This is a genomic window from Paenibacillus ginsengarvi, from assembly GCF_003626695.1.
In the GTDB taxonomy this organism is placed as follows: Bacteria; Bacillota; Bacilli; order Paenibacillales; family NBRC-103111; genus Paenibacillus_AB; species Paenibacillus_AB ginsengarvi.
Genome location: NZ_RBAH01000014.1, coordinates 110,331 through 124,585 on the forward strand (window position 1 = coordinate 110,331; position 14,255 = coordinate 124,585).

Annotated in this window: 11 protein-coding genes; 6 read left to right on the forward strand and 5 right to left on the reverse strand. The window is 57.3% G+C overall.

The window, feature by feature from the left end; genetic code table 11:
* Positions 1 to 25: 25 nt before the first annotated feature.
* Complete coding sequence (locus tag D7M11_RS19435; RefSeq protein WP_240041211.1) at positions 26 to 1,000, reverse strand: acetylxylan esterase; 975 nt, start codon at positions 998 to 1,000, stop codon at positions 26 to 28.
* A gap of 235 nt (positions 1,001 to 1,235) precedes the next feature.
* Here D7M11_RS19435 and D7M11_RS19440 point away from each other — a divergent pair, with 235 nt between their 5' ends.
* From D7M11_RS19440 to uvrA, 3 genes are all read left to right on the forward strand, one after another.
* Complete coding sequence (locus D7M11_RS19440) at positions 1,236 to 3,389, forward strand: YhgE/Pip domain-containing protein (RefSeq protein WP_120748913.1); 2,154 nt, start codon at positions 1,236 to 1,238, stop codon at positions 3,387 to 3,389.
* An 820-nt stretch (positions 3,390 to 4,209) separates the two neighbouring features.
* A complete protein-coding gene (locus tag D7M11_RS19445; protein ID WP_193556234.1) occupies positions 4,210 to 5,166 on the forward strand; it encodes a hypothetical protein in 957 nt (318 codons plus the stop codon).
* Positions 5,167 to 5,194: 28 nt separating this feature from the next.
* On the forward strand, positions 5,195 to 8,125 hold the full coding sequence (gene uvrA, locus D7M11_RS19450) for an excinuclease ABC subunit UvrA (RefSeq protein WP_120748915.1): 2,931 nt from the start codon (positions 5,195 to 5,197) through the stop codon (positions 8,123 to 8,125).
* A gap of 49 nt (positions 8,126 to 8,174) precedes the next feature.
* Here uvrA and D7M11_RS19455 read toward each other — a convergent pair whose 3' ends face one another.
* On the reverse strand, positions 8,175 to 8,630 hold the full coding sequence (locus tag D7M11_RS19455) for a hypothetical protein (protein ID WP_120748916.1): 456 nt from the start codon (positions 8,628 to 8,630) through the stop codon (positions 8,175 to 8,177).
* Between the two features lie 143 nt (positions 8,631 to 8,773).
* Between D7M11_RS19455 and D7M11_RS19460 the strand changes: the two genes are divergently transcribed.
* Both D7M11_RS19460 and D7M11_RS19465 read left to right on the forward strand, forming a co-directional pair.
* Positions 8,774 to 9,454, forward strand: a complete 681-nt coding sequence (locus D7M11_RS19460; protein ID WP_120748917.1) for a helix-turn-helix transcriptional regulator — start codon at positions 8,774 to 8,776, stop codon at positions 9,452 to 9,454.
* On the forward strand, positions 9,451 to 11,223 hold the full coding sequence (locus D7M11_RS19465; RefSeq protein ID WP_120748918.1) for an ABC transporter ATP-binding protein: 1,773 nt from the start codon (positions 9,451 to 9,453) through the stop codon (positions 11,221 to 11,223). The genes D7M11_RS19460 and D7M11_RS19465 overlap by 4 nt, the downstream gene beginning before the upstream one ends.
* 372 nt (positions 11,224 to 11,595) lie before the next feature.
* Here D7M11_RS19465 and D7M11_RS36940 read toward each other — a convergent pair whose 3' ends face one another.
* Positions 11,596 to 11,751: a hypothetical protein gene (locus tag D7M11_RS36940; RefSeq protein WP_193556235.1), complete on the reverse strand. Its 156-nt coding sequence runs from the start codon at positions 11,749 to 11,751 to the stop codon at positions 11,596 to 11,598.
* 17 nt (positions 11,752 to 11,768) lie between these two features.
* Here D7M11_RS36940 and D7M11_RS19470 point away from each other — a divergent pair, with 17 nt between their 5' ends.
* On the forward strand, positions 11,769 to 11,966 hold the full coding sequence (locus D7M11_RS19470; protein WP_120748919.1) for a hypothetical protein: 198 nt from the start codon (positions 11,769 to 11,771) through the stop codon (positions 11,964 to 11,966).
* On the opposite strand, the gene D7M11_RS36495 is transcribed toward D7M11_RS19470, so the two are convergent.
* Together D7M11_RS36495 and D7M11_RS19475 are read right to left on the reverse strand one after the other, a co-directional pair.
* Positions 11,936 to 12,100: a hypothetical protein gene (locus D7M11_RS36495; RefSeq protein ID WP_158606726.1), complete on the reverse strand. Its 165-nt coding sequence runs from the start codon at positions 12,098 to 12,100 to the stop codon at positions 11,936 to 11,938. The genes D7M11_RS19470 and D7M11_RS36495 overlap by 31 nt on opposite strands.
* Positions 12,097 to 14,130 carry a penicillin-binding transpeptidase domain-containing protein gene (locus D7M11_RS19475; RefSeq protein ID WP_120748920.1) on the reverse strand — a complete coding sequence of 678 codons (2,034 nt, stop codon included), beginning with the start codon at positions 14,128 to 14,130 and terminating at the stop codon, positions 12,097 to 12,099. Before D7M11_RS19475 ends, D7M11_RS36495 begins: the two co-directional genes overlap by 4 nt.
* Between the last annotated feature and the right edge of the window lie 125 nt (positions 14,131 to 14,255).

The following is a 14,255-nucleotide window of genomic DNA, read 5'->3' on the forward strand; positions in this document are numbered from 1 at the left end:
CGCGGCTCTCGTTTCTCTTTTTACGTCATGCATCCGTATGTACTGCGGCTTCTCCCAGCTTCCGACGCACGAAATCGATCGTTAACCTTACGCGCGAGCCGGCGTGCTCATGCCCCATAAACGGAAACGGATATATTTCTTTGTCGCAAGTCATCCGGTTGTAAGCGGCGTATATCGTTTCCGGCATACACACCGTATCCTTGAGACCTACGGTAACCAAAACCGGGATGCGGATGCGCGGCGCCAGGTTCAGCAGATCGAAATAGCCGAGCGTATGCAGCACGGCATCGAGCTTGTCCGGAAACTCGTTCACAAAATCGGCCAGCTCGGTCAGCGAGCCGGTCGAGTTCAGTATGCCGAAATCCATATGGCATAGGTTCGGTACGCCCGCGACCGCCAGCTTCGGCTTACCGCTAAGCGCAGCCGTCAGCAGGGCAATGCCTCCGCCCTGGCTCGCTCCTTCCACGACGATCCGCCCCGGATCGACTTCCGGCTGCATGGCCGCCCATTCGACCGCTTTGACGCTGTCGATCGCGACGGCCCGGTAATAGCTGCCCGTTTTATCGAGAATGCCTTGGCTGACCCAGCCTTTGGCCATGCCGTGCGGACTTGCCAGCCGGTTGCCTGTATGGCCCTTCTGCCCGCGGACATCAACCGCGAACACGGCATATCCCATCAGCAGCCAATGCGCATACCGCTCAGGGTATCCCCGGCCGCCCGTATAACCGTGATACGTGACGATGCACGGCACCTGACGCCCCCGCTCCATGCGCGGCAGCAAAAACCAGCCCGCGATTGGCGTATCGTCGAAGCCTTCGTACCGGACATCGTATACGTCCATCCACGGAAACAACGGCTCCGCCAGCGTTCTCGTGCCGTTAAGCGGCTTGTCCGCAAATTCGTCAAGCGTATACCGCCAAAACGAATCGAGATCGTCCGGCGCGTACGGCTCGGGCTTGTAAGCATCCAGCGCAGCCAGTCTGCTTTGTATCGCGTTCACTTTATCATCCTCTCCCTTTGTGCAGCTATCTCCCCCATCATACGACAAAACGTTCGTTACGGAAACGAAGATCCGTCCGTTTCTCGGGGGAAATCGCATGAACACCCTCTTCGCGGTTTAGCAGACACGCGGAAGCTTCAACTTTCCGAACGCGGTCGATAATTTGCGCGTATGGCTTTCCCGACTTCCATCCATACTAAAGCGGTAAATACAGGAAAGGCGGATCAAACGACCAATGAAGCCAATCCTTCGCTTATACGCCTCCGACATGCGCGGCCTCTTCCGCAATTGGGCCGCCGCGGTCATCGTGCTCGGACTGGCCGTGCTTCCGTCGCTGTATGCGTGGTTTAATATTGTCGCCTCCTGGGACCCGTACAGCCAGACCGGAGGACTGCCCGTTGCCGTCACGAACCTCGATCAGGGCGCGAGCTTGCGCGGACGAGCGCTTAATCTCGGAGATGAAATCGTTAGCTCGCTAAAGGATAACCGCAACATCGGCTGGACGTTTACGGACAAGGAGGAAGCGATCCGCGGCGTAGAACACGGCGATTACTACGCCTGCATCATCATCCCGGACACATTCTCGGAGCGCATTGCCACCGTCCTGTCGGATGTACCGCAGAAAGCCGAACTCGTCTACTACGTGAACGAAAAAATCAATGCCGTTTCCCCGAAAATAACCGGCAAAGGCGCAAGCGGCATTATCGAGCAGGTGAACCGGAACTTTATTCAGACCGCAAACGGGACGATATTCCGCATCTTTAACGAAATCGGAATCGAGCTGCAAGCCGAGTTGCCGACGCTGCTAACGCTGCGAGATACGGTGTTCAAGCTCGAGACGATGACGCCGGAGATCGAGCAGGCCGCCGCCGTCGCCGCCGGAGACATCCGCAAAGCCGAGCAGATCGTAGCGGGCGTGCAGGCGAGACTTCCCGACGTCATCCGGCTGGCGCAGATGAGCGAGCAGCTTGCGGAGAAGCTGTCGGCGGCGCTGGACAGCGGCTCGAAGGCGATCGAGTCGGCCGGACCGTTCGTCGAGCAAAATTTGCAGCTGCTCAAAACCGCCTCGGACGCAGTCGCCCAGACGACCGGCCTGCTGCGTGACAACAAGATCGATCCCGCTGTCAAAACGGCGGCGCTTGCGCTGCTGTCCCGGCGGCTCAGCGTCGCTTCGGACGTCACCGGCTCGCTTCTCTCCCTGTTCGAGCGGCTCGGCAGCTTCGCCGGCGGAGACAAGCTGAAGCAGGCGGCGGCGAGGCTCGCCCAGCTCCAGACCGGCCTGCAGCGGCAAAAAGCGCTCGTCGATACCGCGCAGCAGGCCGTCGCGGGTGGCGGAGCGCTGTCCGAGCAGATCCTCGCGGAGCTGGAGAAGCTGTCGCTGGAAGCTTCCGGCGTTATAGGCGATCTGCTCGCCCGTTACGCCACGGATATTCAGCCGGCCATCGTTCGCGGGTTCGCCGCTGCCAAGCAAGCCGCCGACACGGCCGCTTCCGTTCTGCGCGACGCGAATCGGAGCATGCCGGACGTGCAGCGCATCGTGAACGATGCGGCGCAAGGGCTCGCCCTCGGCGGCAAGGCGGTCGATGAAGCTACCGCCCGGCTGCCGGACGCGGCGGCGAAGCTGCGGGAGCTGGCCGGCCGGATTCGGGCGCTCGAGCAGGAGGGGAGCCTCGAGGAGCTCATCTCGCTGCTGCGCAAGGACGCCTCCAAGGAGAGCGAATTTTTCGCCGAGCCGGTCGTGCTGACGGAGCACAGGCTGTTCCCGATCCCGAATTACGGGTCGGCGATGTCGCCTTTTTTCAGCACGCTGTCGCTCTGGGTCGGCGCGCTGCTGCTCGTCTCGCTGCTGACGGTCGACGTTCACGGCGGTGACGGAGAGGCGCTCCGCAGCCATCACGTCTATTTCGGCCGGTTCCTGACGTTCTGGTCGATCGCTATGGTGCAGTCGCTGTTCGTGACGATCGGGGATATGGCGCTGCTGCATACGTATGTGGCGAATCCGGGAATGTTCGTTCTGTTCGGCGTGCTGATCAGCTCCTTGTTCATGCTCATCGTGTACACGCTCGTTTCCATATTCGGCAACGTCGGCAAAGCGATGGCGATCGTGCTGCTCGTCCTGCAGTTGTCCGGCTCCGGCGGAACGTTTCCGATTCAGGTCACCCCCGCCTTCTTCCAGGCGATCCATCCGTTTCTGCCCTTCACATATGCGATCAGCATCATGCGCGAAGCCGTCGGGGGCATCGTCCGGGACATCGTCGTTCGCGACGCCTGCATCCTCGGGGTATACGCCGCCCTCGCCCTCGTTCTGGGCGTTACGCTTAAGGAATGGATCAACCGCGTCAGCACGAAGCTCGTGAATAAAGCGAAGGAGAGCAAACTCATCCATTGACGGGTGAGTTTGTTTTTTGCAAAAAAACCGCCCGGGGAAGATGCCCGGACGTTCCTTTGACGTGCCAACCCATGCCTTAGCGCTTAAGAGGGAATGGGTACTCAGCCGCGGCCGCTGTTGAAGTCGTGTTGTCTGGATTAGACTTTCGCGGTAACAATACGACTTCATAGGCAGCCCGTACACTTTCCGCTCCAACCCCCATTCCCTTGCATTCCTTTGCATTTCTTTCATGCTCCCTCTCACTTCCATCTCATCGCCATGCCCCCTTTGTCCTATTCCAGGGATTTCAACATACAAAAAACTGCAGGTCGCATCATTCGTCCACCGCTATTGGCAGGCCGCTTCCAAGTAACGGTCTTTTGGGTCTCTTATTTTTCTTCAAAATAGGCGGTTTGAAAAATAGAGTGTTTTTAAGCCTCTTATTTCCGACACACTCCCCTCCAATCCCGACTTCGGCACCAAATAAGAGTCCCAAAAGACTGCTACGATACCAAATAACCCCAAATCATCTGGATTTAAAGTGCTCCAAAGACTCCTATTTGCAGCAAATTCGCGGCGTCCGGAATATCGACTGCACCCGTGACCCGCTGCTTGTGCCGTTGTTAAGAAAACCTCCGATCGAAGCCATTCGAGTGTTGCGTTTTCGTGTTGTAGCGGTAGCATTGCTTGCAACATCAGAATGCCCCTGCTTCGCTCGAAACTTATACATTCTGATGCAACAAAAAAAGGAAATAAATTTCCATTATAGCGATACTAACGATTTACATGCGAACAAACGTACGGTATAGTAAGAGCATATGTGTCTTTTGGTAATGTTTGTATGAACAAAGGAGCCGTGACCGCTATGGAAAGCGCCATCAGCACCGCTTATCGGGAGGCGTTGCACGCCTTCGTGGAAAGGCTGAAGCAAGACGATCAGATCGTCGCCGCCATTCTGCTAGGCAGTTTGTCGTACGACCAGGTGTGGGAGAAATCGGATATCGATATGAAGCTGATCGTGCACGACCAGAAGCTGATCAAACACAGCATGTGCTTCACCGAAAGCGGCATTCCGATCAACGCCACGATCCAGACGCGAGACGAGTTCAAGCGATGGGTGGAGAAGTCGGTGGCGACGTCGTTTAATCACTCCTACCTGCTGCGCGGGACGCTGCTGTTTACGAGGGATAAGACGCTGGAGGACTATTTCGAGCAGATCCGGTACGTCGGCGAGCGGGACCGGCAGCTCCAACTGCTGCAGCTCGGCTGTCATCTGCTCGGGATGTTGGCGAAGGCGGAGAAGTGGTATTACGTCAAGCACGATGCGGCTTACAGCGCGTTCTGGATCATCAAGATGATCGATGCGCTGGCACAGGTCGAAGTCATTCGCGCCGGCGAGGTGCCGATGCGGGAATGCGTCCAGCAGGCGAAGGTATTGAATCCCGGCTTTTTCAGCGATATTTACGACGGGCTCGTAGGCGGATCGGTAGACCCGGATAAGGTCAAGGCGGCACTTGACCGGATCGTCGGCTTTGTTCAGGAGCGCGAGCTGGACCTGTTCAAGCCGATTCTGGATTACTTGAAGCAAGAGGGGGATGTCCGCGCCCTCTCGGAGATGTCCGACAAGCTCGGGGCAATCGTCAGACTCGATCCGGGACTGCTGGAGATGGGGTGCGCCTGGCTCGCGGAGCGCGAATACATCGTTCAGGTTCCGGTCAGCGTCAAACCCACGCCCAAGAGCAGATGGTTTCTCGACGAGCCCGGCTATATGCTGGAGGACGAGTACGGGCTGTATTAAAATATCGCCAGAGGAGCGACCGCCATTCATGAAAACGAGTATCGAGGTACGAGGCGCCAGACAAAACAATCTTAAAAATATCGACGTCAACATTCCCCGCGACCGGATGACGGTCATTACCGGCGTCAGCGGCTCGGGCAAGTCGTCGCTCGCCTTCGAGGTTATATACGGCGAAGGGCAGCGGCGCTTTCTCGAATCGCTCTCCACCTTCGCCAAAAGCCGGATGAATCAACTGAAAAAGCCCGACGTCGACTTCGTGTTCGGCCTCTCGCCGGTGATCGCCATCGAGCAGAAGAAGGGCAACCAGAACCCCCGCTCCACGGTAGGCACGATGACCGACCTGTACGACTTTCTCCGGCTGTTGTTCGCCTCGAGCGGCGAAGCGTGCTGTCCGTTCTGCGAGCATCCGATCGAGACGAAGACGGTCGGCCAGATGATCGACCACGTGCAGGCGCTGCCCGCCGGGACGGAGCTGGAGGTGCTCGCCCCGATCTTCAAGCTGTACGATGAAGACTACCAGACGCTGTTCGACGAGATTCGCTCCAAAGGCTTCCGCACGGTCAAAATTAACGGAACGCCGCATCATCTCGGCGACCCGGTCGAACTGGACGAGGAAGCGGACTACCGGATGGAAGTCGTCGTCGATAAGGTGATCGTGACGCCGGGACTGTTCAAGTCGCTCACGAAGACGATCGAGAACAGCCTCAGCCTGGTCGGCGACGGCTTCATCCGGTTCGAGATCGTAAACGCAACGGACGGCAAGACGATCGATATGAAAGCGTTTTATGACGATTTCGGCTGCCCGGAGCACCATCTCGTTCTCGGCGAGCTGCATCCTTCCTACTTCTCATTCAACGATCCGAACAGCGCCTGCCGGACATGCGGCGGCATCGGGACGTATCTGCGCACCGAGAAACGGTTCCTGATCCGTAACCCGGACAAAAGTGTCAGCAAGGGAGCGCTCGATCATTCGCTGTACGGACCCAGCACCAAGAAGTCTTACCGCGGCATGATTTTGCAAAGCTTGTTCGCCCATTACGGCTTCAGCATGGACACCCCTTTCTGCGAGCTGCCCGAGCACTTCGTCGACATTCTGTTCAACGGAACGAGAGGCGAGCAGTTTCCGCTCATTATGACCGATACCGATTCCCGTCACGCGAAGCGCCAGGTCGGCCAATTGCGCCGTTATCCCGGCCTTGTCGCCGAAGTGAACCGCTGGTACAAATGGTTCGTCAAGAAGCGGGCCGGCACCGGGGGCGGCGACAACGAGTTTTTCAAGCGGGTCATGGTCGAGAATACGTGTCCGGACTGCGAAGGGAAAAAGCTGAAGCCGCAGCGGTTCTGCGTGCGCATCGGAGATAAGGACATCCACGAGTTGTGCAGCGCGCCGCTCAAGGAGCTGAAGTCGTTTCTGGACGGGGTCGCATTTCCGGAGCATAAACGTCAGGTCGGCGCCCAGATTACCGCTCAGATTGATTCCAGGCTGACGCTGCTGATCGACATCGGCCTCGAATATTTGAATCTCGGACGGAGGTCGGACACGATATCCGGCGGCGAGGCGCAGCGCATTCGCCTGTCCACGCAGATCAGCTCGGGGCTCATGGGCATGCTGTACGTGCTGGACGAGCCCAGCATCGGCCTGCATGCCAGAGACAGCCTGAAAATCATACAGACGCTCCAGAAGCTGCGCGACATCGGCAACACGATCATCGTCGTCGAGCACGACATCGACACCATCCGCAGCGCCGACCACATTATCGAGATCGGACCGGGGCCCGGCGAACACGGCGGGCAGGTAATCGCTCAAGGGACGGCCGCCCAGCTGCGCAGATCGAAGACGTCGCTGACCGGCTCGTTCCTCTCCGGAGCGCGGCGGATCGAAGTTCCGTCCAAGCGGCGTGTGCCTGCGGGCCTGTACCTCCACATCCGCGGAGCGCGGGCGAACAACCTGCGGAATGTCGACGTCGACATTCCTCTCGGTATTATGACCTGCGTCACCGGCGTTTCCGGTTCGGGCAAGAGCACGCTCATCAACGAGGTGATGTACAAGCAGCTGTACGCTGTTTTTCAGGATCAGCGCATCGTGCCGGGCGAGCACGACTCGATCGAAGGTGCCGAGCATTTGACCGGCATCATCAATATCGACCAGTCGCCGATCGGGCGGAGCACTCGGTCGAACCCAGCCACCTATGTCGGCTTCTTCGACCGGATTCGCGAGTTGTTCGCCGAAACGGAGGACGCCAAGGAGCGGGGGCTCGGCAAAAACGAGTTCAGCTTCAACCAGAAAACCGGCCGCTGCGAAAGCTGTCAGGGCGAGGGCATCGTCTCGACGCAGCTCCAGTTTATGCCCGACATCGAGTCGGTTTGTCCGTCCTGCAAGGGAGCGCGCTTCAACAACGACGTGCTGGAGGTGAAGCTGAAGGGCAAATCGATCTCCGACGTGCTTGACTTAAGCATCGAGGATGCGGTAACGTTTTTCAGCGATCAGCCTTACATTCTGCATAAGCTGAACGTGCTCAACCAGCTCGGGCTCGGCTATCTGAAGCTCGGCCAATCGTCGACCACGCTGTCCGGCGGCGAGGCGCAGCGCATCAAGCTGGCGACGGAGATCGGCAAGCTGAAGCGCGGCTCGCATAACCTGTACATTCTCGACGAGCCGACGACCGGCCTTCATCTGCACGATATCCAGAAGCTGATCGATTGCATGAATCAGCTCGTGGAGAGCGGGCATTCCGTGCTCGTCATCGAGCATCATCTCGATGTGATCAAGGTGTCCGACTACTTGATCGACATGGGGCCGGAAGGCGGCAAGGACGGCGGCACCGTCGTAGCTCAGGGCACGCCGGAGCAAGTCGCGGCCGTGGAATGCTCGCATACCGGCAAGTTTCTGAGGGATATCCTGTCGTCCGACAACCGTTATTGGAAGGAGCCCGAACGGGTGCTGCAATCGAACTCCTGAGCCGTAATACAATTAAGCAGGCCGGTATGCGCGTACCGGCCCGCTTGTGTTACTTCTTTTTATAGCGTCTCCCTAAAAAGAGACAGATCCAGATGAAGATGGTAAGGTATAATCCTGATGCCCAAATGTTCGCGGCAGACGGATAACCGATCATGATGGCATGGATGTCGGTCGGAAACCAAAGCCCTGCCATACGTAAAATTTGATTCATGTAGTGATGAACGCCCAGACCTGCCGCAATATACGCTGCTCCGCTTGTCAACGAGAGCAATGCAGCGTCCGTCCTCTGCCTGGAACGAGAGAGCTTCACAGTCAGAAGTACAGCTGGAATAGAGGCAATTCCCATAGTCCACCATTTCAAATCCAAAATAGAAAGTCGAATACCGTGATAAAGGGACCCGGGATACCGTATACAGTTGTACAGCGTCCCGAAAACATAGGTGCCGAGCAGCGCTATCATCCCAGCTAGCGCACCCAAAACGATCGCCAAGACAGCTTGCTTCATGCCTTTTCACCCTCTTTCCGCACCATATTTCAATCCCGCGGCTATCCACCCATTGCCCACTCCATCCCGCGCAACCGCTAATTGCTTTCCGTCCAGCCGCCGCGGGTGGTAAGTTAGAAGTACGTCAGACGCGAGGTGAGCCGATGGATACAAGAAAGTTCGGGGCGTACTTGTGCAAGCTCCGCAAAGAACGCGATTTCACCCAATCCCAGCTTGCCGACATGCTGAATGTGACGAGGCAGGCCGTGTCCAAATGGGAGATGGGCGATTCGCTGCCGGATATATCGCTTTTGCCGCAATTGTCGGATATTTTCCGGGTCACGATCGATCAGATTTTGAATTACGGCGAAAGCTGCAAAGCCGAAAACAAAATGATGCTGCAAATCTTGAACGGCTCGCCCGAGAAGGTGGCGAATATGCTGGAGGCCGGCGAGCTCGGCGCGGATTCGATCGTTCATGCCGCCCCGCTGCTGAAGGCGAGCACGCTCGGCATCATTGCCGAAGGATTCGCAAGGCACGGCATCGATATCCGCCATGTCTCCAAGCTGGCCGCGTATATGAACGAGGCGGAGCTGACTCATCTGCTGAAGAAGGCTACCCTGGACACACTGGACGAGCAAATGCTGGAGCAGTTCGTCCCTTTCCTCGACGGAGCGTCCAAAGAAATTTTGTTTATGAAAATTATAAACCGCGAGCTGAACGCCTCGTTCATGACGGTGCTCGTCCCTTACCTGGACGGCAAATACTGCTCGCTGATCGAAGCGGCCGTCCTTGAGGGCGAGCTCGATGAACAAATACTGAAAGTCATGCGGGGCATGGCATGAACAAGGACCCGAACGAACCAGTCTCCCGCTTACATACCACCGTCCCTCTTCGCCGCGTCCTAGCTTTATTTCGCCCCTACAGACAGCTTTCCTGCTTGATTGTGCTGCTCGCTCTAACCGGCTCGATGCTGTCTCTCGCGACTCCGCTAATGCTGAAGACCGTCATCGATACGGCTATTCCGAACGGCAGCGAAGCGCTGCTGTGGTCGCTCGGAGCGGGGGTGCTTGCGGTCTCCCTGCTGTCCGGCTTGCTGGACGTCTGGCAGAACCATCTGGAGCACAAGGTCGGACAAAGCATCATGCGCGATTTGCGGTTACGGCTGTACGGGAACGTGTTGCGGCAATCGATTTCGTTTTTCACCCGGTCTAGAGCAGGAGACATCCTTCAGCGGTTGACAGGCGATATTCAAAAGATTCAGTCGGTCGTGACAAGAAGCGTCGTAACCGCCATCACGCAGTCGACCGTCTGGATCGCCTCCATCATCCTATTGCTCGTGCTGGATGTGAAGCTTGCGCTTTTTGCCCTGCTCCTGCTGCCTCTGCACCTCTATCCCGCTCGCAAAACGGCCAAAGCCCGCAAGCGGCTAGTCAAAGAAGCCCAGCGTTTCAAATCCGACCTCTCCTCGCATCTCGCGGAAACAACCGGAATTTCCGGCGCTTTGCTGACTGCTCTGTACGACGGAGAAGCTTATCAGACAGCCAAATTCGCCAAGCTGAACGAAATCGTGATGCGTCTGGAGCTAAGGATGAACCTGATGGGCCGATGGATCACTATGTTTAATGGCGTACTGCCGTCCATAGGCACTATTATGGTTTATATGTACGGAGGGTTTAAGGTGATGGAGGGCTCCATGACCGTCGGGGGAATCGTCGCTTTCGCTGCTTACTTGAGCAGACTTTACGGGCCGACTCAGCAACTGCTCAATCTTCACAGTGATGTCGTTTCTTCGCTCGCCGTTTTTGAGAACGTCTTTGAATATGAGGATATGCAACCGGAGGTGAAGACTGCGGAGTACGCTCCTCAGTTGCCTACCGTCACCGGGCACGTCCGCTTTCGCGACGTGTCGTTTCATTACGGTCCCGACAAGCTGACGTTATGCGACATTTCGTTTGAGGCTCGGCCCGGAGAGGTTGTCGCCATCGTCGGACCGAGCGGCGCCGGCAAGTCGACACTGCTCAGTATGCTCGCCCGGCTTCACGATCCGGTATCCGGTTCAATCGAGATCGACGGCCGCGACATACGCGGTGTATCGCTAAACAGCTTGCGGAAGTCGCTCGCCTTCGTAACACAGCAAACGCACTTATTCCACGCATCGATCCGGGACAATCTGCTGTTTGCTTGTCCTGGGGCTACCGATGAAGAGCTTGCCGACGCCTGCCGAAAAGCTTGCATTCTCGAATACGTTCAATCGCTGCCCGAGGGCTTCGAGACGATCGTTGGCGAGCGGGGCTTCCGGCTGTCGGGCGGCCAGCAGCAGCGGCTTTCGATCGCCAGAGCGATACTGAAGAAGCCTCGAATATTAGTTCTCGATGAAGCCACTTCACATCTAGACACCCAGTCCGAAGCTCTGGTGCAAGCCGCACTCGAACAGCTTATGATAGGAAACACGACGCTCGTCATCGCCCATCGGCTGTCCACCATCGTAAATGCGGACCGAATCATCGTCTTGGAGAACGGGCGCGTAGCGGAAACCGGCACCCATCGGGAGCTGCTGGGCCGAAACGGCTTGTACGCGAAGCTGATCTCGTCGCTGGACAATCGGATGTAAGTTACTTGTCCGCCCATTCACCGGTTTGCATACACGCCGCAGCTCGATCGAAAGCTCCTTGAGTAGGCGCCGGTTGAGCTTTTTTAACGTTACACAAAGTTTTGATTCGCTAAATCGTTAAAGCGAAGTCCGAGTTTCTGTACCAAGAAAAACTTCCGCTGATTTTGGGGTCCCCGCAAAGTAATCGGAATACCACCCGAAGCTTATCTTCACTTTGTGGGGTCCAGTAGCGGGCGCTCATCCTTGAAATACGTCGATAAACGTTTTTCTTATGCTGGTGGTGGCGATGATGCAAAAATTGGTTGTGATTGTTCCTCACGGCGAAGACAGGATTAGCGGTCGGGTAAGGCGAATGATATAGGGGAGAACTTACTATTGAAACAATTGAAACAATTGAAACAATTGAAACAACTGAAACAATTGAAACAACTGAAACAACTGAAACAACTGAAACAACTGAAACAACTGAAACAACTGAAACAACTGAAACAACTGAAACAACTGAAACAACTGAAACAACCATACCAAGAACGGAGGGTCGCCTTATGGTCGAAAAATACCCGCTTCTGGAGGAACCGGGCAAAACGATGTTCGTTTTTGCCGCAAACGGCAAATTTTACGGGCATATCGTAAAAGACCGGACCGATAAAGGCCCGGCCAAATTTTTGTTCGAGACGCAAAGATACGGCTCGGTAGAAGAGCTCAAAAGCGATTACCCGCCCGCGGCGGCAACGAACGGGTGAGCGGCGTTTGCCGGATTGCTGCGCGGCTTGGCGGCAGCGCAGCGGATCTGGTTCGACTGCCCGGCATCGCCCGGGTGCCGTTCGGACGTAAGCTTCGAAGCAACGCCGGACGCGAGCGATGCCTTGTTTGTCACTGTTTCGGCATCTGCTGGAACATCCGCTTCACTTTCTTTGTCACATAGCCGCTTCCGCCTCGGCCCTTCACGTCCTCCACCATGACGGACAGCACGACTTGCGGATCGGCGCTATTAAATCCGACAAACCAGCCGTTCTCGAGCCCGTCCTCGTTCTTGCTTCGCTTGTATTCGGCTGTGCCGGTTTTGCCGGCGATCGCGGCGCCGGGTATGTACGTTCCGTGTCCGGGCCCGCCGGGCTCCGCTACCGCCTTCACGAGGTCGCTTGTCAGCAGCTCCGCCGTATCCGGCGTCATCGCGCGCGCTTTCCACACTTTCGAACGGTTGCCCTGCTCTTCGTCGGTCAGCACCGGGTATGCGATATCCCCTTTATTGACCAGCGCGGCAAAAACGAGCGCCGCATGCAGCGAAGTCATCGTCACCTCGCCTTGTCCGTAGCCGCTGTCGGCGAGCTGAATATCGCTGCGTATGCCGTTGTTCGCAAGCTGCGACTTCTGGAACGGATACGCAAGCGGCAGTTCCTCGCCGATGCCGAACCGGGCCGCTGCGGAAGCGAACGCCTCCTTGCCCGCGGCGAGTGCAGCTTGCGCGAAATAGATGTTGTCCGAGTAGACGAGGGCGTTTTGCAGATTGACCGGATTCGATTCATGTACGCGCCTTACGTAATAGTTGCCCCACGAGGAATCCTTGCTCCAGTTCAGCCCCGGTATGTTCTTCCGCTCGTTCGGATCGAGCGTATGCCCGTCGAGACCGATCGCCGCCGTCACGAGCTTGAACGCGGAGCCGGGCGCGTAAGCTTTCGTAAACCGGTTCAAAAACGGCTGCTTCGGGTCGGTATTCCAAGCGTTATACTGCCCGCTCGTCAGCCCCCGCTGAAAGGCGTTCGGATCGTACGACGGGCTGCTCACGAGCGCCAAAATATCGCCCTTCACCGGCTGAATGGCCGCGGCCGACCCCGCATCCGGCTGCAGCTCCTTGTACAGCGCCTGCTGCACGCCCGCATCGATCGTCACGCGGACCGTCTCGCCGGCTTCGGCCTCCTTCCGCGCAAGCAGCGCTTTTTCGTTGCCATCGGCGTCGGTGATCGCTATGCGCGCCCCGCTATGGCCCCGCAGCCGAGTTTCGAGCAATTGCTCGAGTCCGGATTTGCCGATCAGATCGCCTGCCGCGTAATGCTGCTCCTTGAGCCGTTCCAATTGTTCGGCGCTGATCTCCCCGATGTAGCCGGTAATATGCGCAGCCGCTTCGGCAAGCGGGTACACGCGCATCTTCTTGCTCTGGATCGTCACTCCCGGCATATCCCGGAACTGCTCCTCCGCCGCTTCCGCCACGAACCCAATCGGCACGAACGAATCCGGCTTCACCCACTTCGCGCCAAGCAGGCCGCCAATCGCATCGACTCCGATGCCAAGCTTCTCCGCGAGTCTCGCTTTCGTCTGTTCCGCCTTGTCACCCAGCTTCCCCGGCACGATGCCGACTTGCTGCGCGGTTCCGTTTATGGCGAGCCCCACCCCGCTGCGGTCCAAAATTTCGCCCCGCTCGCCCTTATCGGTCGTAACCCGCACCTTGTCGCCTTCTTTCATGGACGGGAACAGGAGCGACGCATTCCAATCGACATCCCACTTCGTTTCGCCGTCGAGTATGCGTTTGACGAGCTTTGCCACATGTTCGAATTGCAGCGGTCCGGCGACCGTATCCATCGCCACGCGGTAACGAAGCGACACCTCGTCCGTTTCCGGCTGCGGCTTGCCCGGTTTCGGGTCAACGGACTCCACCGCTTCCACCATCAGCTTCGACACGCCGATTCCGTCGTAAATGTTGCGGTACCGCTGAACGAACTCCTCCTGGCTATGGCCTGCCTGAAACTCCGGCGTCAGCCTGCCATACATTTCGGCAAATTGCTGCTGCCTCCAGTCGGTCAAATACGCTTGAAACGCCTCCTCGGGCCTCATCTGCTCTTTCCCGCACCCGATTAGCGCAAGCGCGAGCCCGATCCATACGGCGTATAAACAGGCGAATTTTCGGTTCATCTCAAGTCCCCCTTCTCCCCAAAAACGGACAAATCAAACCCAGCATAGTACGAGGCTGGAGTCCGTTCAATGAACGAACGCTCACATTCGGGTGATAGGTACATGAGATTGGCCGGGGCTTGTCG

Bases quoted from the DNA above. Each gene is read 5' to 3' on its own strand.
- D7M11_RS19460 (WP_120748917.1), top strand. From the start codon at position 8,774: ATGGATACAAGAAAGTTCGGGGCGTACTTGTGCAAGCTCCGCAAAGAA.
- uvrA (WP_120748915.1), top strand. From the start codon at position 5,195: ATGAAAACGAGTATCGAGGTACGAGGCGCCAGACAAAACAATCTTAAA.
- D7M11_RS19445 (WP_193556234.1), top strand. From the start codon at position 4,210: ATGAACAAAGGAGCCGTGACCGCTATGGAAAGCGCCATCAGCACCGCT.
- D7M11_RS19475 (WP_120748920.1), bottom strand. From the start codon at position 14,130: ATGAACCGAAAATTCGCCTGTTTATACGCCGTATGGATCGGGCTCGCG.
- D7M11_RS19465 (WP_120748918.1), top strand. From the start codon at position 9,451: ATGAACAAGGACCCGAACGAACCAGTCTCCCGCTTACATACCACCGTC.
- D7M11_RS19470 (WP_120748919.1), top strand. From the start codon at position 11,769: ATGGTCGAAAAATACCCGCTTCTGGAGGAACCGGGCAAAACGATGTTC.
- D7M11_RS19440 (WP_120748913.1), top strand. From the start codon at position 1,236: ATGAAGCCAATCCTTCGCTTATACGCCTCCGACATGCGCGGCCTCTTC.
- D7M11_RS19455 (WP_120748916.1), bottom strand. From the start codon at position 8,630: ATGAAGCAAGCTGTCTTGGCGATCGTTTTGGGTGCGCTAGCTGGGATG.